Here is a 22,975-nt window from a genome sequence, read left to right as displayed (position 1 = left end):
TTTTTATTCAAAAATATTTAAAAACGAAATACGCGTCGAATACCAATTAATGGTAATAGAAATAACGCTAACCAAGAGGTACTGGCTGAACTTCTTTCAAAAAATTCGGCCTCTGGCGGTGCGCAATCTTCAATTTCACCATTCTCCAGAGGAGTTAATTTAACTGCAACAGCGACGGTTTCAAATTCAATATTACCGTTAATATCGGTCACTACACCACCAAGTGTGTCACGCTTTTCTACTGTTTTGGTGGCAACACCAAACACTTCGTTATTCTCATTAATAACATTAGCTTCAACAACTGTGTATGGGTAATCAGTTTCACCATCTGATTCATAACATGGTAAAAAGTCATTAATGTTAGTTATTTTATCTTCACCAATTTTATAAATAAATGCGGCTTTATCTCGTGAACTGTCCGATCCACCTAATTCACTCTCACCAACAATATAACCTTGATTATTGATATCGTTAGCAGTCGAGTTTGCTGCTAAAAAGAAGTTTGTAGGGTAAACAGTGTTACCAGTAGCGATATCATGATAAAAGAATTTTCTTACCCGAGTGTTTTCAACTATTCGAGTTACATAACCAGCAATAATATTTTCATCATTTATTGCTGAAGAAATCCCTGTCTGATTAGAGTCATTTTCTTGGTCAATATAAGTAACAACTTCGCCATCTTTGAAGTACACAGGCATTGTAACAAATGTATTATCATTATTTTTATAACGTGTATGTGAGGAGCCTACTGCAACACCATTTGCATTTACTGCAAAAGCAGTACTGGTAAATGTGTCTTCTTCCACTTCATCTTCATCTGGAGTTAAAGCTAACCCAAGTTCTTCTACAGAAGTAATATTAAGGGAATCATCCAACTGCCACTTGACAGCTCGCTTGTTAAAAATTCCGCCAAGAAAATTGCTATTTAATAGATTAATACAAGAAGAAACAGGTTCATCTTCGCCATCGCAATTTTCATCAATATCTTCTAATCTTTCAAAGTTAATATCCGTTGACACATTGCCTACAACAATATAACCGGTATTAGTTTTAACAATATCATTGGCTCGGCTTGTACCCCCGTATTCATTGAATTCAGGAACAAGAGGTACTTCTGTGCCATCAGCACCTATTACAATTCCTCGTTCGATAAAATCATGAGTAAACCAAGTCTCAGCTTCATCTTCATCCTCTGGTGTGAAAGAAACTTTGTCATAGGGTGCACTCCCCCAACCAACTGAAACTCCATCTTCGCTCACAGCGTTGTAAACGTTAAAAGTGGAACGAGTTAAACCATCATAGTCTACTGAAGAAACATCAAAAAGAGACTGTTCAACAACTTCATTTTCGTTAAATCTAATACCGGTAAACGAATTTAGTTTTTGATATTCAAAATTAGTCGATAAACCAGATAAAAATCTAACCATAAAGTTATGCGCATCAGGATTAGTCAAAGCTGCATCATTATTCTCGATATCATCAAGAGTAAAAGTTATAACCTTATCACTTAATTCAAAAGATCTAACTTCATTATCGTAGGCGCTTTCAATTAAGCTATCAGTAAAATCAATATAACTGGTATCTATGGGTAAGTTATATAATCCATTTGCTAAACCAATTATGTGCCCGCTTTCACTTGCATCAGTAACGTAAGAAAATTTTGCATTATCGAGTGTGCCTAATTCACTTAATTGATATGTTGCACTAATAGCTGATGTACTCAATGTCGCTAGGATACTGGCAGCGAGTAATTTATATTTCATTTTAGTCCTTACTACTGATTCTGTAATTCTTCAAGTTCTTCCCATCGCTCAAAAGCGGCTTCAAGGTCAGACTCAAGTTGTGCTAAATGGTTCAATGCTTTGGTTGTTATGTCACTGTCTTGTTTAAAAAAGTCAGGATCGCCTACCACATTTTGCTGGGCTTCTACGTCAGCTTCAAGTTGCTCCATTTTATTAGGCAACTGCTCTAATTCAAGTTTTAATTTGTAAGAAAGCTTATTCGTTTTAGCGGCTGGCTTTGCAGCAGGGGTCGGTTGCTTCTCTACTTTTTTTGCAGCTGGTTGAACAGCTTGTTTTTCTTGTTCTGCTAAATAACTTACATAAGCTTCATAGTCACTATAACCGCCGACTATATCTGTCACTTTTCCGTTACCTTCAAATGCCCATACACTAGAGCATGTATTATCGATAAATTCACGGTCATGGCTTACAATAATAACTGTACCTTGATACTGATTAATAATGTCTTCTAACAGCTCAAGTGTTTCAATGTCTAAATCATTGGTTGGCTCATCCAATACCAGGATATTCGATGGTTTTAAAAATAGCTTAGCAAGTAATAATCGGTTTTTTTCGCCGCCAGATAAGGCCTTAACGGGTGTTCTAGCGCGCGCAGGTGGAAACAAAAAGTCTTGTAAGTAACCTAATACATGACGAGAGCGCCCCCCCATCATGACTTCTTGCTTACCTTCTGCAACATTGTCTTGTACTGTTGCTTCTTCGTCTAACTTTTCACGGTATTGATCAAAGTAAGCAAATTCTAGATTAACACCCTGCTTAGTTTCACCGCTGTCAGGTGCTAAGTCACCAAACATTAGTTTTAATAGAGTTGTTTTACCCACACCATTAGGACCGACTAAACCGATACGGTCGCCACGCATAACTAAAGTAGAAAAATCGCTTACAATCGTTTTCTCTTTAAAAGCATGAGATAAATGCTTAGCTTCAAAAACTAATTTACCTGAGCGGTCTGCGGTTTCGATATTGAAATCTGTTTTACCAACTTGATCAACTCGTTGCTTACGCTCATTACGCAATTGTTTTAATTCACGAACACGGCCTTCATTACGAGTTCTTCGGGCTTTTACGCCCTGACGGATCCACGCTTCTTCTTCAGCTAATCGTTTATCAAAGAGTGCATTTTGACTTTCTTCTACTTTTAAGTCATGCGCTTTTTGTTCTAGGTAAGTGGCGTAGTCACCTGGGTATGAAATAAGTTTGCCGCGGTCTAAATCCAAAATACGCGTAGCAATTGCACGAATAAACGCACGATCGTGAGATATAAATACAATCCCACCTTTAAAGTCTTTTAAGAACTGCTCTAACCACATTACACTTGTCATATCTAAGTGGTTTGTTGGTTCGTCTAATAGCAACAAGTCTGGCTCACTAACTAATGCACGTGCCAGTGCAACCTTACGTAACCATCCACCTGAAAGCGATTCAAGTTTAGCATCAGGTGTCAGCTCAAGCTTAGTTAATACTAATTGAATACGGCTATCGAAGCGCCAGCCATCAGCGGCTTCTAACTTATTAGATAAGCGCTCAAGTTTATTTAATAATTGATCGGTACATTCAGTTTGTAGTTCATTACTCACATGGTGATAATCGATAAGTAAATTGGCAATTTCTGGCATACCTTGTGCAACATAATCAAATACGGTACCGCTGGCCCCTTTAGGTGGATCTTGTTCAAGACGAGAGATCTTTAAACCACCGAGCTGGTTTATTTCACCATCATCCAATATTACTTGGCCGTCTAATACTTTTAACAGCGTTGATTTACCTGCGCCGTTACGCCCCACAATACAAACTCGCTCACCACTTTCAATAACAGCATCTGCGTTGTTAAGTAACGCATGTGTACCAAAGGCAAGCTGTGCTTTCGAAATTCTTATTAAATCCATAATTCTACAATGCTCTTAATCTGCCAGTGCTAAAAATATTTGCACTTGTTCTGCAGTAAAAGGCCAAAACAATTGTTGGCCATGTTCATTTTTTAAAACAGGAATACTTACCTGATATTGCGCAATAAGCTGTTTGTCAGTCATTATGTCTGTTAACAATAAACTGCCCTCGCTCATTAATAACGGTGTTATTAATGCGTGGGCTTGTTCACATAAATGACACCCTTCCGTATGGTATAAAGTCCACTTAGCCATGGGTAATTAACCAGCTGTTATGAATTTTTTTATTACGCTTAAAGTCTGGTGAGAGTGTTTTCTCAGAAATATTAACGGCTTTTAAACCTAAACCAATCAATCCAACTTCATCCATAACAAAGCCACGCTTGTTGTTAGAAAAAATCAATGTTCCAGACGGGCTAAGAATTTTTTTAACCCAAGTAAGTAACTTAATGTGATCGCTCTGCACATCAAACGCATCTTTCATTCGCTTTGAATTTGAAAATGTTGGAGGGTCAAGAAAGATTAAATCATATTGCGCAGTCGCATGCTCTAGCCATTTAAGGCAATCTGCTTGCTCAAAACGGTAACGCGTGTTGCTAATATTATTTAAATCAAAATTATCTTGGCCCCATTTTAAATAGGTCTTGGATAAATCAACTGTGGTTATAGCCTTTGCCCCACCAATGGCTGCATGAACTGATGCACTTCCTGTGTAGGCAAATAAATTTAAAAAACGTTTGTCCTTGGCATTTTCTTGAATGAAGCGACGGACTAAACGATGATCTAAAAATAACCCCGTGTCTAGATAATCAAATAAATTAACCTTAAATTTAGCACCAAACTCTTCAACAACCATCGTTCTATTTTGCTTAGCCATAGGGGTGTATTGCTCTTCACCTTTTTGCTTTTTGCGAACTTTTACAGCTATGTTTTCAGGTGCTATGTTTAGTTGTTGCGCTGTTAAGCTAATGACGTCCTGAAGGCGCTTATCAGATACTTTTTCATCTATTTCTTTTGGTGCAGCGTACTCAAAAATTACAGCGCTATCGTTATATACATCAACCGCTACATTGTATTCTGGAATATCAGCATCATAAACGCGATACGCGTCGACTTTGTTTTGCTTTAACCAATTTTTAAGACCTTGTTTATTTTTTTTAAGACGGTTAGCAAACGACATTGAACCTTCATAATTAAGGGCTTTTTTGTCATCAGTCGTCAAACTAACTTGCTTGTCATCTAGTTGATATAAGTTAAGCTCAACATCTAATGGACCATTTTTAAATTTATAACGTTTTAATTTAACAAGCTTTAAAAGTTTAAATAAACTCTCATCCATGCCCAATAACGCCAGTTTCCAATGGTTAAAATGCTTTTTAAAGCCAACACCTAAATTACGGTGTAAATCAACTAACTCAGCCATAGAGCCAATACGTTCACCATAAGGCAAATTTGAAATAACCACACCTGGTAATTTAGCTACTGCGGTTAACTTGGTTGCATCGCTTTGCTTAAATTTAATTATGTCATCAAGCTCTGCACGCTTTGCATTATCAATGGCTTTACTTAATACCTGAGCATCGTAGTCGTGGCCTATTAGCCAAAGTTTCGGATCGGTTATATTCGCAAGTAGTTCTTCTTTTAGCGCTTTAAATTTTGCCACTCTAAAACTAGGTAAACGTTCAAAAGCAAAACCTTCACGAAACAAACCTGGCGCTTCATTACGTGCCATACCTGCGGCTTCTATTAAAATAGTACCTGCACCACAACAAGGGTCAAACAGAGGTTGTTTAACGTTATCTAGCCATCCGCTGCGTTTAATAATTGCAGCCGCTAAATGCTCTTTTATCGGCGCTTTACCTTGTCCCTGTCGGTACCCACGTTCAGATAGTCTTGGTCCTGAGTAGTCAATATATAAAGAAACACCGTGGCGATTTAAACGTGCAACAACACGAACATTGGCATCCTGTTTATCAACATTAGGGCGTTGCTCGTACAAATCATTAAAGTAGTCAACAATAGCATCTTTAATTACTAAACCTGAAAACTGTGTATTCTTTAACGAATCATTAGTACCGTTAAAATCTACAGCAAATGTTTGCGTTGGGCCAAACCATTCTTGCCAAGGTTGAAAACGAGCAAATTTATACAAGCTATCTTTATCATCAACGCCTTCTTTTTCTTCGATAAGCATAAGCACACGAGTTGCAAAACGGCTTGATAAACAAACCTTTTGCGCTAGTAATGAGTCAGCCTCAAAACGAACAGAACCAACAGTTTGCTTAGACACAGCAGCGCCAAGTTCTGTTAACTCATCAACCAATAAATTTTCGATTCCGATAGAAGTAAGTGCGATAAATTGCAAAGTAGTAACCCTTAATAGCTAATTGCGCAGGATTATACCATAGGTTGAGGGACAAACACGCCATAACACATGCTTAATAGCGTAAATTACTTAGGCAGTTTTAAATTTAATTTGCTGAGGTAAGATGGGATGAACACGATTATTTAAAATTTTGATAACTTCAAATTGAGCAAGAGATAAATTTTCGTCTAATTGAAAATTCTCGCTTAAATTTAAGCAAACCGAGGCATCACTACAGTGATCGACAATCAAAAAGTCGCCCGTTTGCGCCTTAGAGACTAATTTAACGACTGCTTCAACACTTGGTTGGCTGCCGGTATATTCATTAAAAAACCAGCTTTTTGCTAGCACAGGTTTTAAATGAAACTTGACCGCTGTAGCATTTAACGCTATTTGACATATTTGTGCACCAGACCAGATTTCAAACCCGTCCAGATAATTATAAACTTGTTCGTAAAATGCAGCATCTTCTAAACTAAAGTTAGGGTTTTTGATAACTAAATCTGTTAGCTGCCTTATTTTATAAGGTGTGCAAAGCTGCATTTTATCGTTCAAATCAAGTAATAAACGATTTTTATTAGGACAAGCAATCCACTGCCATTGCTTTGATGCTTGTAACATTTGCTCCTCCTTGTGGGCTTTATTAAAAACAGTATCAGTTCAAAGTATAACTGCTTTTGACCATTTTATACATAAATGCTTAGAACATTTATCGAACGATCAAAAGCTTAGATAACTGATCCTTATAAGCCGTTTACGATCGATTTTACCAATTCAGGGCCTTTATAAATAAAACCTGTATAAACTTGGACTAAACTAGCACCCGCATTAAGCTTCTCTTTAGCTGAATTAGCATCATCAATTCCGCCAACACCAATAATAGGTAACTGGCCTTTTGTTAATCGTTTTAATTCACTAACTACTTCTGTAGAACGTGTTCTTACAGGGTGTCCTGATAAACCACCGGCTTCCTCAGCATACTGCTGACCGATCACATCACTTCGTTCTAGTGTTGTATTAGTTGCAATTACCCCGTCAATTTTATTGTTTAGCAGTGATTCACTTACCTGTTCGATTTGAATAGGATCAAGATCCGGGGCAATTTTAACAAGCATCGGAACTTGCTTATTATGTTTTGAAATTAAATCTAGCTGCTCATTTTTAAGACTTTGCAATAAATCATCAAGTGCAGCACCGTATTGTAAATCTCTCAGGCCGGGTGTGTTTGGTGAAGAAATATTCACGGTAATATAAGAGGCATGCTCAAAAACTTTTCTCATACAATGTATGTAATCGTCTTTACCTTGCTCATTAGGGGTATCTTTATTTTTACCTATATTAATACCTAATATGCCGTTGTAATTTGCTGCTTTTACATTACTAATTAAATTATCAACACCTTTATTATTAAAGCCCATACGATTAATAATAGCGTTTGATTCTGGCAATCTAAATATACGGGGTTTATCGTTACCTGCTTGCGGGCGAGGTGTAACAGTACCCACCTCTATAAAACCAAAACCCATTTGGCTAAATGCATCTATGCACTCTGCATTTTTATCTAAACCTGCAGCTAAGCCAACCGGATTTTTAAATTCAAGACCTAAAAAGTTAACGGGCTTATTTGCTACAGATTGCGACCATGCGGCACTCAAAGGCGTATTAGCAAAGCGGCTTAAATTATTAAGAGCAAATTCATGTGCCCACTCCGCATCACGGGTAAACATAAAACGGCGAGCTAAATCGTAAAACATGAATATATTCCTCTTTAAATTACAGACAAAAAAATACCTCAGTCAAGGCTGAGGTATTATATAACATTTTTAATAATTAGCTTATTACTTAGTTAATAAATAATAATGCGCGTAATTATTTTATTTTGCTGGTGTATCACAATTGTGACTCAATAGCATTAGTTCACGCAATGCCACTGAGAACTTGGCAAAATCATGACTTTGCGACGTTTTAAATTCAGCCAGCATTTGCTTCCAACGAGTAAGTAATAACTCTTGCTTATCCATCCACTCATCAATTTGGTAATCAACGTCTTTTTCATCTGCTTCAAAGCTATTTAAAACAACCTGAGCCAATGTTCGTTGCTGCCAATCTAACTCTTCACGATAAGATGAACGGGCCAACGCTTGCCAATGGTTAGCAACAGGTTGGTTAGTTATTTGATCTAAGAACCAATGTAAGCCCATTCTTGCACCAAGCTTAAAGTAAGTATTAGACACCATAGCAATGCCTCTACGCGAATTGTTAGCAATTTCTGCTAAGTCCATCACCGAGAACAAGCTAGATAATGAAACGATGCGCTTAGCTATATCTAGTGGTACTCCACTATCGGTTAATTTAGTTGCAGCTTCATCTATGCGAGCACTTTCCTTTTCAACAATATAAGTGTTCAAGTTATCACTCAAATCACTAAATGTTGGTGAGAAATACTCAATACCTTGCTCAATCGTTTGTGATTTATTGCGATGACGCAAGAACCAACGAGTTGCTCTGCGAACAGTTCTACGAAGCTGATAAAGCATTTCTGTTTGTACAGCAGCAGGAATTTTATTATCTAAAGCGCTGATTGATGACCACGTATCACGCATTTCAAATATTTCACTTGCAATTGAGTAACACATCGCAATTTCTGCTTCGCTTGCACCTGTTTCTTCGTGCATACGAACCATGAAATTTAAGCCCATGTCATTAACAATATTATTAGCAAGTTTGGTTGCTATAATTTCTTTACGAAGTGGGTGATTATTCATGGCGTCATTAAATTTCTCACGAAGTGGACGTGGGAATGATTTAACAAGTAATTGGCGATAATACGGGTTTTCTGTAATATCATCCGTTACAAGCGAATCTTTTAACACCATTTTAGCGTATGAAACTAACACTGAAAGCTCAGGACGCGTTAGATCTTTGCCTGATGCTGCTCGCTCTGCTAGCTCTTCATCACTTGGAATAAACTCTATAGCACGGTCTAATTTACCATCTTTCTCAAGGGCATGAATAAAGCGAATTTTTTCCTTAAGTGTCGATGTACCACGAGATTGCGTGATTGAAATTGTATGTGTTTGACGATAACAGTCTTTTAATACCAATTCTGATACTTCATCAGTCATAGAATAAAGCAGTTCATCACGCTGCTTAAGTGTTAAATCACCTTCAGCAACTAAACCATTAAGTAAAATTTTAATATTTACTTCATTATCTGAACAAGCAACGCCGCCAACGTTATCAATAAAGTCAGTATTTACGCGTCCGCCTTGTTCAGCAAATTCTATGCGTCCAAGTTGCGTAGCACCTAAGTTACCACCCTCACCTAGCACTTTAGCACCCAGTTCTTTACCATTTATACGTAGCGCGTCGTTTGCACGGTCGCCAACGTCAGCATCGGTCTCTTTTGTGTGCTTGATGTATGTACCAATACCACCATTCCAGAGCAAATCAAACTCCATCATTAATGATGCTTTCATTAACTCGTTAGGTGTCATGCTTGCTTTTTTTGTACCCAGCATTTTTTTCATTTCTGGGCTAAGTGTAATCGATTTTGCAGCTCGAGAGAAAATACCACCGCCGGCTGAAATAAGGTCTTTGTTGTAGTCTTCCCACGAAGAACGAGGCATATTAAATAAACGTTCACGCTCTACATACGATTTTGAGGCATCAGGATTAGGGTCTACAAATATATGCATATGGTTAAATGCAACTTGTAAACGAATGTGCTTAGACAGCAACATGCCATTACCAAATACGTCTCCAGCCATATCGCCAATTGCAACTACAGTAAAATCAGTAGTTTGGCAGTCAATATCCATCTCACGGAAGTGACGCTTAACAGACTCCCATGCACCTTTAGCGGTTATGCCCATTTTTTTATGGTCGTAACCTACAGAACCACCCGATGCAAAGGCATCACCAAGCCAAAAGTTGTACTCATTTGCAATACCGTTAGCTATATCAGAAAAAGTTGCTGTTCCTTTATCAGCAGCCACTACTAAATACGCATCATCTTCATCATGACGAACAACATTACTTGCTGGCACTATTTCACCACGTGCAATATTGTCAGTGATATCTAATAAACCTCTAATAAAGATTTTATAACACTCTTGGCCTTCTTTAATGAAAGCATCGCGCTCTGATGGTAGCTGTTTACAAACAAATCCACCTTTAGAGCCAACAGGTACAATTACGGTATTTTTAACTTGTTGCGCTTTAACTAATCCCAAAACCTCTGTTCGGAAGTCTTCACGACGGTCTGACCAACGTAGTCCACCGCGAGCTACCTTACCAAAGCGTAAATGTACGCCTTCAACACGAGGCGAATAAACAAATATTTCAAAAGCAGGTAACGGTAACGGTACGTCAGGGATCAAACTAGGTTGTATTTTAAATGATACGTAAGATTTAAACTGGTTCTGAGCATCTTTTTGGTAGTAGTTAGTGCGCAGCGTAGCCACAATCATATCTACGTATAAACGTATAATGCGGTCATCATCAAGGTTGGCTACGTTTTCAAGCTCAAGGTAAATTTGTGCTATTAACTTGTCCAGTGTTTTAGAACTCGCAGGGCTCTTAACAGAAAAACGTTTAGCAAATAAGTTAACGATTTGAGACGCAATATGTGGGTAGTTAGCAAACGTACTTTCAATATATGTTTGAGAAAAAGTAACACCAATTTGGCGCATGTATTTAGCATAAGCACGCAAAATAGAGGCTTCACGACCCGTTAAGCCACCCATTAGCACTAAACGGTTAAAACCGTCATTTTCTAAACGGTTATTCCATACATTGGTTAAAGCCGCACGAAAACGAGCAGACACCTTATCAAAATCATCCATCCCTTTACTGTCAATCAGCATAGAGAAATCCATAATCCAATTAATTCGGCCATCACTAGTTTTAACCGAGTAAGGTGTTTCACCTATTACACGTAAACCAAAGTTTTCTAGCATTGGCATTACATCTGATAAATGAATTGGCTCATCTTTATGAAATAAGCTCAAACGAACAATATTTGTATTCGCCTCTTCTTGAGGGCGATAAAAAAGCATCTCAAGTTTATTTTCTTCACTTAATAGCTCTAGTTTTTCAATATCAACTACTGCGGCACTCGGTAACACTTCATCTTTGTATGAACGGGCGAACGCGTTACAATATTTACGGTTTAAATCATTTCCACGCGCTTCACCTGCAGACTCTAAAAGCGCAGATTGTAGTTTGTCTTCCCAAGTACGGGCAGCTTCTATTAAATTATTTTCGATGTCTTTCACATTAAATTCGATATTGTTGTCAGTCACACGAACAGTGTAATGAGTACGTGCTAGTGTTGACTCGGAGAAGTAAGTGGTAAATTCGACTTTTTCGTCAGAATTAAATGCATTGCCTAAAATATCTTGAGTTTCCCTGCGCAGAGCTGTGTTGTAGCGCTCGCGAGGAACATAGACCATACAAGAGAAAAAACGACCATAAGCATCTTTTCGCACAAATAAGCGACACATATCACGCTCTTGCACTTGTAATACACCGGTTGCAACTTCAAGTAACTCATTTTCGCGTGCTTGTACTAACTCATCACGCGGATAAGTTTCTAAAATATTTAATACGGCTTTGTAAGCGTGAGTGCCTTTTGCAAAATCACACATATCCATTATGCGTGTAATTTTGCTTTTTAAAACAGGAACATCAGCAGCACTATTATTATAAAAATTAGATGAAAATAAACCAATAAAACGGTCTTCACCAATAACATTCCCTTTATCATCAAAACGTTTTACACCAACGTAATCGATATAAGCGGGACGATGCACACGAGACTGTGAATTAGTTTTAGTTAAAATCAGTAAATTACTGCTGCGTGCTTCCTGGCGAGCCACCTCAGGTAACTCAGAAAGCAAGCGAGTATGCTCTTCAGTAGAGTTTTTTAACAACCCTAAACTTGTATCCATTTTACCTTTAAGCTGATAATCACCCTGAACAGGACTTAACTCGTATTCACGATAGCCCATAAGGGTGAAATTATCGCTAACTAGCCAATCTAAAAATTCAACGGTTTCTGCCACTTCACTTTTATTTTTGCCGTGGCGGCGCTTAGGTAGCTCTTTACTTACTTCAATTAGTTTTTTTCTTATCGGCTGCCAGTCTTCAACAGCAACAGACACATCAACAAGTACGGATTCTAATTCTTTTTTGAAAGACTCAATGGCAGACGAATCTGTTTGGCGGTCAATTTCTATGAAAAAAACTGTTTTTGTAGATGTAGATTCTTGCTCTGCTTTTAAATTAGATAAGCCTGAGATTTTAGCGCTGTCATCGCGTTGAATTTTAAGTGGGCTATGAAGTAATAAGTGAGAGGCGATATTTTCACGAGTCATGGCCATACGAACAGAATCAACTAAAAACGGCATATCTTTAGCAATAATTTCTACGATGGTATGTGATGACTGCCAGCCATCTTTTGCCACTTCGGGATTGAAAACGCGAATAACGGCGTCGTCAGTAGTATTTTTTTCTAGCGAATTCCAAAGGCTGAGTGCAGCACCGTATAAGTCACTGTCGTTTCGATTTGCCAAATCCTCTTTAGACATATTGCTGTACAAGGCTTTGGCGAATTTCTCAACGAGTAACACATTATCAGCGTGAACTTTTTTCTGGATAAGCTTACAGACATTATCTAGGATAACCGAGGCTTGGCCTTCATTTCGTGTCATTGTATGTTCCTTAATCTATTACTGCTCAAGAGCAGGAATTTGTACAGCCATTTATTAGTGTGGAGTCAGATAAATTCTAACCCTTTTACAGCTAATAAACAGCTTTTTCGATGAAAACATTTCAAGCTTTTCAGCTATTTGGTCATCTATTCACAAATTATAGATATAAATGGCCAATAGTGGCCATTTAGGAGCAATATTATTCACATTATTTTTTCTGGTCGGTCCACAGAAGACTTCCAATTGCAGGTAATAACAGGACTGCACCTAACATATTTACTAAAAACATGAAGGTAAGAAGTATCCCCATATCAACTTGGAATTTCAAATCTGAAAAAATCCATGTGCTTACACCAATGGCAAGAGTAATACCGGTAAATAGTACTGCACTACCGCGTTCAATGAGTGCATTACGATAAGCAATCGACAATGGTACATTTTGTTTAAGCTGCCCCATCATCGACGAAAGTATATAAATACCGTAATCCACACCAATACCTACACCTAGGGCAATAACAGGTAAAGTTGATACTGTTAAGCCAATTTCTAGCTGTACCATTAACGCTTGCGCAAGCGTTGATACTATATAAAGCGGTAACACCACAGCAATAGTCGCTTTTACGCTTCTAAAACTCAGTAAGCATAATGCAATAACAGCACCGTATACGTATAGCATCATTGGTATTTGGGCCTCAGACACTGACTCGTTTGTAGCGGCCATTACGCCGACAGGACCAGACGCTAATTTAAATGCAAGCTTTTCTGTCCCTTCTTCATTTGCGAACTGTTTAACGCTTGCAATGACGCGGTCGATAGTCTGCGCTTTGTGATCATCTAAAAAGATAATAACAGGCATCACAGAACAATCACCGTTAAGTAAACCCGTGCTTGTTTCAACACGTGCTGTAGACTGCACTAATGAAGCCGAATTACGCGGCAAGCTCTGCCATTTTAAATTACCTTCGTTGTAACCCGCATTAACAGACTGAGCAACCGAACTTAAACTAACGGCAGATTGAACACCTACAACATTTTCAACTTTGTATTGAAAACGGCTAATGCGCTCCATTACATCATACTCTGTACATGCTGCTGGGTAAGCTTCAACTATCACTTTTAAAATATCTGACGAAATAGTGTATCTGTCCGATATTAAAAAAGTATCCTGGTTATAGCGAGCATCTTGATGAAGTGACGGCGCGCCTGCATGTAAATCACCTATCCGCATTTTATCAGCTTGCCAGTAACCCAAAGCAAATAAAACAAGTGTAAAGCCAATAATGATTTTAGCTACTTTAGGGTCGGTCGCTTTAACCAATAAATCCCTAACTTTATCAAGCATATTTGGCTTGTTAGCATCACCTGATTGAATATGTATGCTATTTTCAAATTGCATGTATGATGCCCAAACAGGCAATAGAATTAAGTTAGTAAATATAATAACCGCAACACCTAAGCTAGCAGTAATTGCAAGCTCACGGATAATACCTATATCAATCGTCAACAAAGTTAAAAAGCCAACAGTGTCTGATAAAAGAGCAATACCACCTGGAATTAAAAGCGCTCTAAAACTTGATTGACAGCAAACTCGCGTACTTTTCCCTTCGCTTACTTTTTTACCTATCGCGTTTATCATTTGCACGCCATGGCTCACACCAATAGCAAATACTAAAAATGGAACTAATATCGACATTGGATCAAGTCCAAAGCCAAGGCTTGAAAGCAACCCTAACTGCCATGCAACCGCAATGATCGAGCATGCAATGGGTAAGATTGTAAGCTTTAAGCTTCCACAGAACAGCCAAACCATAATAAATGTGAAGGCTATGGCAATTGCAAAAAATAACACAACGCCTTTAGCCCCTTCTGCAATATCACCAGCCATCTTTGCAAAACCGATAATATGAATACTTACTTTATCGGTACTCAGAGGCTCTCTTAACTCTGATTCGAGCTTTTCTGCAAAGGCTAACGTGTCTAACTTTTCTTGCGTTTGTGGGTCAGTTTCTAATAATTGCGCTGTTACCATTGCACACGAATAGTCGCTTGCAATCATACGACCAACAACTTTTGCTTTTTCTATATTTTCTTTAACAACGGCTAAGCCACGTTCATTTGCCTTAAAGTTTGCAGGAATAATTGGGCCACCGGCAAAACCATCCTCAACCACTTCGACAAATCGGGCGCTAGGAGCAAATATAGAGTTTACGAGCGGTCTGTTTACACCGGGTATAAAATAAAGCTGATCATGAACAGCTTTTAACTGAGTAAAAAATTCTGGATTGAATATGTTACCACTGTCATCACACACTGAAATTAAAATACTATTTGCACCACCAAACTGCTTTTCATGCTTGGTATACACTTTCATGTATTCGTGATTTAAAGGGATATTTTTATTAAACGAAGCATCTAGTTGAATGTGCGTGGCTTTAAAAATAAGCAAACAAGTAATAATTGCAAAACTTATAAGCACAACTAAGCGATGTCTAAAAATCGCTTTTTCTATAAAATCTAAAATAGTATGCATTAAGGGGTCAACTCCTTCACTTTAATGCCATCTTCAGTAGCCATTACCAATTTATTATTTTTAATCACACCATCAAGTATCGCTTTACCATCGGCAAGTTGCTCATGAGTTAATAAACCATCCTGTAAGTGAAAAATCACCCCGCTATTTGCTAGCATTAACCACTGTTTGTTATTGTAATTAATAATGCTGTTTACAGTAGCAGCTTTCGTACTTTCAAGGTGAAGCCACTCTTCTTCATCACGCTGCTTGCTGAAAACATTACCTCTAAGCCCTGCGACTACTTCTTGAGAATTATCTGAATTAAAAGCGAAGAAAGAACCTGGGTATATTTCTTCAAGACGCAGCCAAGTTTTACCGTTATCTGTGCTTCTCGCTAGTAAGCCCATCTCACCAACAAGCATTAAGCCTTCAGAAGTTTGTTCAATTCGATTGAAATGTGGCAGGATTGATGCTGTTTCGGCCTCGTATCCTTCAGGATCATTGTTTTTTAAGTCGTTTAAATAATCTCTGTCTTCACTGAACAATAGAGAATCTAAAAATCGTTTTTCCCACTGTTTACCACCATCGGTGGTATGGTAAAACATGCCATACGCACCCACGGCAAAGCCTTCTAATTTATCTTTAAATAAAATATCTAAACACGGCTTATCTAAAGAAGGCTTAGCCTGTTGTAATTGCCAATTATTACCACCATCAACAGTGTTAATAATTGTGGCATCGTGCCCACATGCCCAACCGTTGTTTTCATCACTAAAATCAACAGCGGTTAATAACACTTGCGTAGGCACTAATTCTGCTTGTTGCCACATTTCACCATTTGTACTTTTTATAACTGTGCCATGTTTACCTACAGCAACTAATTCATTACCTGTATTGATAATGTCAGTTAATAGTGTTTTTTGTGCATTAGGCGCACTAATTGCGTTTTTTGGTGTATCTTGAGCAAAACTCGCACCGCTTATAATCAGGCTGGCACATACCAAATACTTCATAAATTTTAATCGCCTTGAACTGAAAGGAGTGTTTGTCTTTGTAAACGAGGAAAGTTTTTGCGTTGAAAGACAAACGCGATGAGAAAGGAAAAAAGCACCTAACTTAAAATTAGGTGCCTAGTTTTAATTTATCTACCTGCGCGACGTAATGCGCTAGATGTAAATTCATTATCATTAAATGATTTTGAAAAATCGTACATTTTTTCTTGGTTATCTAAACCAATTGCTAAATAACGACGTGAATTCAGATCATGATAAACTTCTAACGTACTCCACTGAGTGGGTACTTCGTAGTAGTTAAGCCCGTAAGCCATTGCTACACGGTAAAGCTGATCACGGTTATCGTAAATGTCTGTTACCGTTACTTGCCAGCTATCTTCATCTATATAAAACACACGTTTTTTATAAATGTGACGCGTATCATCTTTAAGGTTAGCCTCTACTACCCAAACACGGTGCTTTTCATAACGAGTATGCTCAGGATTGATGTGGCCAGGCTTTAAAATGTCATCATACTCTAGCTTGTCACTGTGAAGCTTGTAGCTATTATATGGAACATAAAGCTCTTGCTTACCTTTAAGCGTCCAGTTGTAACGGTTTGGTGAGCCATTGAACATATCAAAGTCATCAGTAGTACGTAAGCTATCTGCTGCAGTACCCGGTGCGTCATAAGCAACATTTGGTGCACGGCGAACACGACGCTGACCAGAATTATATGTCCATGCTTGGCGTGGCGTTAATATTTGGTCCATAGTTTCATGCACTAGTAACGCAGTACCCGCAAGACGTGCCGGTTGAGTAACACTCTGTTTAAACTTAAATAATATGTTTGAGTCTTGCAGCTCGGCAGGTGTAGCACTTGGATCAGAATATTTAACAAGTAGCTGTTCATCAAAACCAACATAGTTGTAAGAGCCTGATGCTGTAGGTGCAGCTTGTCCACCAAAACGCTCGATTGACTCACCTCTAAAACGTAATAAATGGTTCCAGATTGCTTCTAAACCTGTTTTAGGGATAGGAAATGGAATACCAATAGCCGTATTTTTAATTCCGTTTCCGCCTTCAATTAATTCGGCAGTAGGCGCAAACTCTTTAGTTGCATCATAAACAAACTGAGGATATGAGGCCGAACGGCGTGTCTCATACACTGGCATTTTGAATGTGTCTGGATACGCTTCAAACAAAGCAATTTGGCCTGGGCTCAAGTTAGCTTTATATTTATCGATGTTTGATTTATCAATAGTGAAAAGCACTTTATCACTTGAAAAAGGGTCTAGGTGATGCATGCCAACTTCGTACCCTGCAGGAGCTGCAGTAATACCATTGTTCCATGCTGGAATTGAGCCGTCAGCGTTACCTGCTTTTTCGGCGCCCATTGGCGTTAAATCTTGACCTAAACGCGCTACTTCTTCAGCTGATAGTTTTGCTAAAGTAGCATTACTTGCAAACAAGCTAGCAAAAGCTGCTGCAATGAGGGTAGGTTTTTTAAGCATAATAATGTTACCCCTAAATAGAATATTTTAAATTGAAAGAAACGTAATCGCGGTCTGAGAAGGTGTTTACACCACCACCGCCCCAAAATGAGTTGTAGCTCACGTCAAGTGACCATGCATTTTGGTAGTTAAAGTTCATAGTAGCACCTAATGACTTACGATCTTCAATGAACAAGAACATCGGATCAGGTGTGTTACCATTTACGTCATGTGAAAATACAAAGCGAGGTGAAAAGTTAATACCGTTGTAAAGGTTAAAATAGTCACCCTTAGCAATTAGTCGGTAACCCCACGATGAACCCGTTGCAAACGACTTTTCTTCAGGACCATTTGAAAGACCTAAATGCAACGTTGAGTAATCTGTTGTACCTGGGCCAGTGATAACACCACTTCGACCAGTACCTGACACATTTAAACGCATTTCATCGTAATCTGGCATATCGTGAATTTTAACGGCGCCCACTTCACCTACCACAGCCCAACTGTCAGCTCCTAGAGATGGGCCAAATAAATGCGTTGCAGTAAACTGAATTTGTGAGGTATCCCGTTCAATATAACCTTTTGCAACTTCACCTGGACCTACAGAACTGATTGCATCACCAATACTCATTTGCGAAATACCGGCAAAATCAGGACGAATACCAGCAACAGCTAGCTGTTCAGGCATTGCTGTGTAAAGTAATTCTACATCATCAATTTGCAGAGGCTCGTCTTGTCTAAAAGCAAATTCACCTGCAAACGCAGTCTCGCCAATAGTCGTATTAAAGCTCACACCATAAAGTTTTATATCTTCAGGGTATTCATTCTCAGCTTTAGAAAATGCAACTAAGTCAGCAACATTATCATCAGTGATTTCTGTTGTAGAAAGCATTGCTAAATCTTGTGCAATGGCAGCTTGAGAAAAATTAGATACACGCCCTGAAATAAGAGGACGACGGCTGTGGTAATTTACGTGGTAAAGCGCAATTTCAGTGTCATTCCACTCGGGTAAAAATATGCCTAATCTTAAACCATATTGACCACCATCATCTGGTTCAGTTTTACCGTTACTACCTTTACCTTTAAGTGCAACCTTGGTTGGGTGCGCTAGGTACATATTAGCTAGTAGAGCTTGGCCTTCTGCACTTGTAGGATCAATACCCTGAGCCGCAGCTACTTGAGCATAGGTTGCAGTTAAGTTATTTAAACTTTCAGTTAAAAATGCAACATCTATATCAGGGTTAGACGTAAAGCCTAGCTGAACGTTTTGTTGGTAACCATTTTCTGCTGCAAAGTCATTGGTAGAAAAATAAGTACCTGCAGCTGGCAAGCGAGTCTCATGCCATTGGTACTGATAAAAACCTTCTAGGGTGATGTTATCAGTAATACCCAATGATGCCCAAAGCATACCAACAGGAATAAATGCTTCTTTAAGCTCTGCGCCTGGCGCTTTCAATCTATCGATATCTACAGGGTTAACATTTATACCATGAGATATAAGCGTGCTTTCACCCCAGTTAACAACTTGTTGACCAAGACGAACTGAAAGTGGGTTTTTGCCGTCGTTTAAATCAAAGTCAGCCCACACAAACGCATCTAATAAGCGAATATCTGCACAGCTTTGTTCTTTTGTATCTTCATCATCACAAGGATCTACGCTTTGACCTGATGTAGGGTTTGCATAGGCAAAGTCACCATCCATCAAAGCAAAGTCATAAAAGTACATAAAACGAGTAAATAGACCGTAGTTATCTTTGTTTATTGAAAGGTCATGTGTTCCCTTTAACAGTTTGGAAAATGAATCACCGCTGTCAAAGTTAAGATTACCTGCGTCACCATTATTTGAATACGATCCAGGCTGTGCCCAAACATCTTGTGAAGAATAAATAGTATTTAAGGCTGGGTTGTAACCAGTCCAATCAAAAGCAGGGTTATTACTTTTACCTATTAAGCTAAAGTCTCTATCTTCTACACGAATACTTTGGCCGTAAGAAAAAGTTGAATCGAAGGTTATATCAAACCCTCCGGCGTCGAATGTTACAGCCTGTGAACTTGCTGTAGTTAAAGCTAAACTAGCGGCTGCTAAACCTATAGCGATTTTGTTTTTAACAAAAAGCGATCTTCTTATCATTGTGGTTCCCCCCTGTCGCGGGTCATATTGTGTGATCAAGTTATTGTTTTTAGTGTAATCGTAACGATAGAAGCGAATTGTATAAATTACAAATAGTCGCATTCAATCTGTCATATATATAGTGTGTCAGCTGACGTTTACGTATTGGTAAGACGTCATACCAGATAATTTATACACGTTATTTAACAATAGAACAAATTGAAATTAACAAAAAGACAATATTTTTATGGTTTTATAACATAAAAATAGCGCTCTAAGCCACTCGTTCAATACGAATAAATTTATTTTCAGGGGTGAGTAACATTCTAAAACGCCCTCTGACACCTAAACTTGTAACAAACGGTCTTAAATGATCGGCAGAAAACCGAATTGACTTCCCACCCTCTTCAACCACTTGCACAGAACTATACCGACCGTGGTAATAATCCATACAGTCGTTATAGCTCAATCTTAAATTAAAGTAATATTCAAGCATTTAATTAAGCGCTTTTTCAACCTTCTCGAATAAGTCGTCACTTAGTCCATCTAAATTAGATAAACGTTCTAATTGCGTCTTCATAAGCGCTGAACGTGTTTTATCATAACGTTTCCAAGACATAAACGGTGTTAGCATTCTTGACGCATTTTGTGGATTTATTGCATTCAGCTTAACAAGTAAATCACCAAGCAATTCATATCCTTGCCCGTCAGCACGGTGAAATTGCTGAGTGTTAAAGTAGCTAAAACTCCCCACTAAAGCACGGACTCTATTGGGATTGGAAAAATCAAAACTTGGGTGCTCGTATAATGACTTAATATTAATAATAGCATCTTCACCTGTTTGCATTGCTTGAAGCGCAAACCATTTATCCATAACAAGTACATCATGTCGCCATTGACTATCAAAGTGCGACAATAGGTCATCACAAAGTGAATGAGAGGCTTTTACCACAGCGCTAAGTGCACCCAATACATTGGTCATATTTGACGAGCTAGCAGCTAACTTAATAAATTTATCTGTTTGTTTGCTCGGCACCTTTGCAAGATAATGCAGGCAAATTTGCTGTAGTGAGCGCACAGCAACCGCTTCGGCGCTTATGCTGCCATCGTCATGTAATGAACCAAAACATGCAATAAGCTCATCATTAAGGCTTGTGGCAATTTGTATTTCGAACTGTGCTAGAACACGAATAATTTCATCAACAGGAATAATTTCAAATTCTGCGGCTAAAGTGTCAAAGCTAGGTAATTTTAATAACTCTGCAATTAACGCTAAATCGCCTTGTTTTGAAACAATTAAAACACGCAAGGCTTCAATTATCTCGTCACTTAATTGAAATTGTGTATCTGAGTTAACTGCTGCTTTTACTGCTTTTATGAACAATTGTTGCTGCGCATCCCAACGTGAAAAATCACTTCGTGCAAAACGCATAATATGCAAAAGCTCAAGCTCAGTTGTTTGTTGAGTTAGAATACACGGAGCAGAAAAGTCTTCTAACAACACAGCAACGGGTTTGCAAGTCACATTCTCAAAAGTATAACTCTGCTTTTTATCAGTAACATCAAGCACATTACTAACTTTTAAACCTTTGTACTGTAATTCGATACTATTGCCAGATTCGTCCAACAACTCTATGGCAAACGGGATGTGCAACGGTTTGCTATCGGGCTGATTAATCGGTGCTTTTTGCTCTATTGTTAGTGTGTAGGTGTTTGAGGCACTGTCGTAATGCTCTATGGCATTCAAGCGAGGCGTACCCGCCTGACTATACCAACGCTTAAATTGCTCTAAATTAACACCTGATGCGTCACTCATAGCACTGACAAAGTCGTCACACGTAACTGCTTGACCGTCATGGCGTTTAAAGTAAAGCGCCATCCCTTTTTGAAAGTTAACCTCACCAAGCAAGGTATGCATCATTCTTATTACTTCAGCACCCTTGTCGTATACTGTTACGGTATAAAAGTTATTCATTTCAATAACTTTTTCTGGTCGAATAGGATGTGCCATAGGCCCTGCGTCTTCACTGAACTGATGCGTACGCATCACCTTAACAGCATCAATGCGGTTGAGTGCACGCGATCCAAGATCACTACTAAATTCTTGGTCTCTAAATACAGTTAGCCCCTCTTTAAGTGATAACTGAAACCAATCTCTGCACGTAACACGATTACCAGTCCAATTGTGAAAGTATTCATGACCGACTATGGACTCAATAGTATGGTAATCTTTATCCGTTGCTGTTTCTTGATTGGCCAAAACACATTTACTGTTAAATATATTTAAGCCTTTGTTTTCCATTGCACCCATATTAAAGAAATCTACGGCTACAATCATGTATATATCAAGGTCATATTCTAAATTAAAACGCTCTTCATCCCATTGCATAGATTTTTTAAGTGATTGCATCGCATGCGGTGTTTTAGGCAAATTACCCTTATCTACAAATAATGCTAAATCAATTTTTCGGCCACTTTTAGTTGTATAGGTATCGTTTAATACATCAAAATCACCAGCAACTAATGCAAATAAATAGCTTGGTTTTTTAAATGGGTCTTGCCATTTAGAAAAATGACGGCCGTCAGGTGTCTCACCTTTGTCAATTTGGTTACCATTAGATAATAAATGCGTATAACTTGAATCAGCAATAATAGTCACATCAAACGTAGACAACACATCAGGACGATCCATGTAATATGTTATCTTTCTGAAGCCCTGCGCCTCACACTGTGTACAATACGCTCCACCAGATAAGTAAAGACCTTCTAAAGATGTATTTGTCTCAGGAGATATCTCAGTCACAATACGTAATTTACAACGCTCTGGTAAGTTATTAATAATTAGCTGCTCATCAACAACGCTATAATCTGTTATTTCAATCGCATCTATCGATAAGGACGTTAAACGTAAATTTATGCCATCTAGTATTAGAGGTGATTGATTATCACCAACACGCGTTAACGTCAGTACGCTTGTTACCGTTGTATTTGTAGGCTGAAGATCAAACGTTAAGTCTGTGTGGTCTATTAAAAAATTTGGTGCTTTATAGTCTTTGAGATATTGAGCTTGAGGGGTTTTTGAGTCGGTCATGATTACTC

13 protein-coding genes are annotated in these 22,975 nt (G+C 38.4%); all 13 read right to left on the bottom strand.

Going from position 1 to position 22,975, the window contains the following annotated elements; genetic code table 11:
• Positions 1–17: 17 nt before the first annotated feature.
• The 13 genes from ATS72_RS03295 to pepN all read right to left on the bottom strand — a co-directional run bounded on the left by ATS72_RS03295 (position 18) and on the right by pepN (position 22,967).
• Positions 18–1,763, bottom strand: coding sequence for a DUF3466 family protein (locus ATS72_RS03295; protein WP_058428832.1), 1,746 nt, complete (start codon positions 1,761–1,763; stop codon positions 18–20).
• 11 nt (positions 1,764–1,774) lie between these two features.
• Positions 1,775–3,688, bottom strand: coding sequence for an ATP-binding cassette ATPase Uup (gene uup, locus ATS72_RS03290; RefSeq protein WP_010556423.1), 1,914 nt, complete (start codon positions 3,686–3,688; stop codon positions 1,775–1,777).
• A 15-nt stretch (positions 3,689–3,703) separates the two neighbouring features.
• Complete coding sequence (locus ATS72_RS03285; RefSeq protein WP_006792808.1) at positions 3,704–3,943, bottom strand: glutaredoxin family protein; 240 nt, start codon at positions 3,941–3,943, stop codon at positions 3,704–3,706.
• The gene (gene rlmKL / locus ATS72_RS03280) at positions 3,936–6,053 is read right to left on the bottom strand and encodes a bifunctional 23S rRNA (guanine(2069)-N(7))-methyltransferase RlmK/23S rRNA (guanine(2445)-N(2))-methyltransferase RlmL (protein WP_058428831.1); all 2,118 of its coding nucleotides are present in this window, start codon (positions 6,051–6,053) and stop codon (positions 3,936–3,938) included. Before rlmKL ends, ATS72_RS03285 begins: the two co-directional genes overlap by 8 nt.
• 90 nt (positions 6,054–6,143) lie before the next feature.
• Positions 6,144–6,674 (bottom strand): cell division protein ZapC, encoded by a 531-nt coding sequence (locus ATS72_RS03275; protein WP_058428830.1) that lies wholly within the window; start codon positions 6,672–6,674, stop codon positions 6,144–6,146.
• A gap of 122 nt (positions 6,675–6,796) precedes the next feature.
• The gene (gene pyrD, locus ATS72_RS03270) at positions 6,797–7,807 is read right to left on the bottom strand and encodes a quinone-dependent dihydroorotate dehydrogenase (protein WP_010556420.1); all 1,011 of its coding nucleotides are present in this window, start codon (positions 7,805–7,807) and stop codon (positions 6,797–6,799) included.
• Positions 7,808–7,927: 120 nt separating this feature from the next.
• Complete coding sequence (locus tag ATS72_RS03265) at positions 7,928–12,769, bottom strand: NAD-glutamate dehydrogenase (protein WP_058428829.1); 4,842 nt, start codon at positions 12,767–12,769, stop codon at positions 7,928–7,930.
• Positions 12,770–12,977: 208 nt separating this feature from the next.
• Positions 12,978–15,299, bottom strand: coding sequence for an efflux RND transporter permease subunit (locus tag ATS72_RS03260; RefSeq protein WP_058428828.1), 2,322 nt, complete (start codon positions 15,297–15,299; stop codon positions 12,978–12,980).
• A complete protein-coding gene (locus tag ATS72_RS03255) occupies positions 15,299–16,294 on the bottom strand; it encodes a WD40/YVTN/BNR-like repeat-containing protein (protein ID WP_058428827.1) in 996 nt (331 codons plus the stop codon). The genes ATS72_RS03260 and ATS72_RS03255 overlap by 1 nt, the downstream gene beginning before the upstream one ends.
• Positions 16,295–16,422: 128 nt before the next feature.
• Positions 16,423–17,787 (bottom strand): DUF1329 domain-containing protein, encoded by a 1,365-nt coding sequence (locus tag ATS72_RS03250; protein WP_010556417.1) that lies wholly within the window; start codon positions 17,785–17,787, stop codon positions 16,423–16,425.
• Between the two features lie 13 nt (positions 17,788–17,800).
• A complete protein-coding gene (locus ATS72_RS03245; protein WP_058428826.1) occupies positions 17,801–19,897 on the bottom strand; it encodes a DUF1302 domain-containing protein in 2,097 nt (698 codons plus the stop codon).
• Positions 19,898–20,150: 253 nt separating this feature from the next.
• The gene (locus ATS72_RS03240) at positions 20,151–20,372 is read right to left on the bottom strand and encodes a DUF2835 domain-containing protein (RefSeq protein WP_008127316.1); all 222 of its coding nucleotides are present in this window, start codon (positions 20,370–20,372) and stop codon (positions 20,151–20,153) included.
• Positions 20,373–22,967 (bottom strand): aminopeptidase N, encoded by a 2,595-nt coding sequence (gene pepN / locus ATS72_RS03235; RefSeq protein ID WP_058429170.1) that lies wholly within the window; start codon positions 22,965–22,967, stop codon positions 20,373–20,375.
• Between the last annotated feature and the right edge of the window lie 8 nt (positions 22,968–22,975).

The organism is Pseudoalteromonas sp. 13-15, assembly GCF_001468205.2.
Lineage (GTDB): Bacteria > Pseudomonadota > Gammaproteobacteria > Enterobacterales > Alteromonadaceae > Pseudoalteromonas > Pseudoalteromonas marina.
Note: the sequence above shows the minus strand (reverse complement) of the source record. Positions and strands in the feature narration are given on the sequence as shown.

Bases quoted from the DNA above. Each gene is read 5' to 3' on its own strand.
- ATS72_RS03295 (WP_058428832.1), bottom strand. From the start codon at position 1,763: ATGAAATATAAATTACTCGCTGCCAGTATCCTAGCGACATTGAGTACA.
- ATS72_RS03260 (WP_058428828.1), bottom strand. From the start codon at position 15,299: ATGCATACTATTTTAGATTTTATAGAAAAAGCGATTTTTAGACATCGC.
- ATS72_RS03265 (WP_058428829.1), bottom strand. From the start codon at position 12,769: ATGACACGAAATGAAGGCCAAGCCTCGGTTATCCTAGATAATGTCTGT.
- pepN (WP_058429170.1), bottom strand. From the start codon at position 22,967: ATGACCGACTCAAAAACCCCTCAAGCTCAATATCTCAAAGACTATAAA.
- ATS72_RS03245 (WP_058428826.1), bottom strand. From the start codon at position 19,897: ATGATAAGAAGATCGCTTTTTGTTAAAAACAAAATCGCTATAGGTTTA.
- uup (WP_010556423.1), bottom strand. From the start codon at position 3,688: ATGGATTTAATAAGAATTTCGAAAGCACAGCTTGCCTTTGGTACACAT.
- ATS72_RS03240 (WP_008127316.1), bottom strand. From the start codon at position 20,372: ATGCTTGAATATTACTTTAATTTAAGATTGAGCTATAACGACTGTATG.
- ATS72_RS03275 (WP_058428830.1), bottom strand. From the start codon at position 6,674: ATGTTACAAGCATCAAAGCAATGGCAGTGGATTGCTTGTCCTAATAAA.
- ATS72_RS03255 (WP_058428827.1), bottom strand. From the start codon at position 16,294: ATGAAGTATTTGGTATGTGCCAGCCTGATTATAAGCGGTGCGAGTTTT.
- pyrD (WP_010556420.1), bottom strand. From the start codon at position 7,807: ATGTTTTACGATTTAGCTCGCCGTTTTATGTTTACCCGTGATGCGGAG.
- ATS72_RS03250 (WP_010556417.1), bottom strand. From the start codon at position 17,787: ATGCTTAAAAAACCTACCCTCATTGCAGCAGCTTTTGCTAGCTTGTTT.
- ATS72_RS03285 (WP_006792808.1), bottom strand. From the start codon at position 3,943: ATGGCTAAGTGGACTTTATACCATACGGAAGGGTGTCATTTATGTGAA.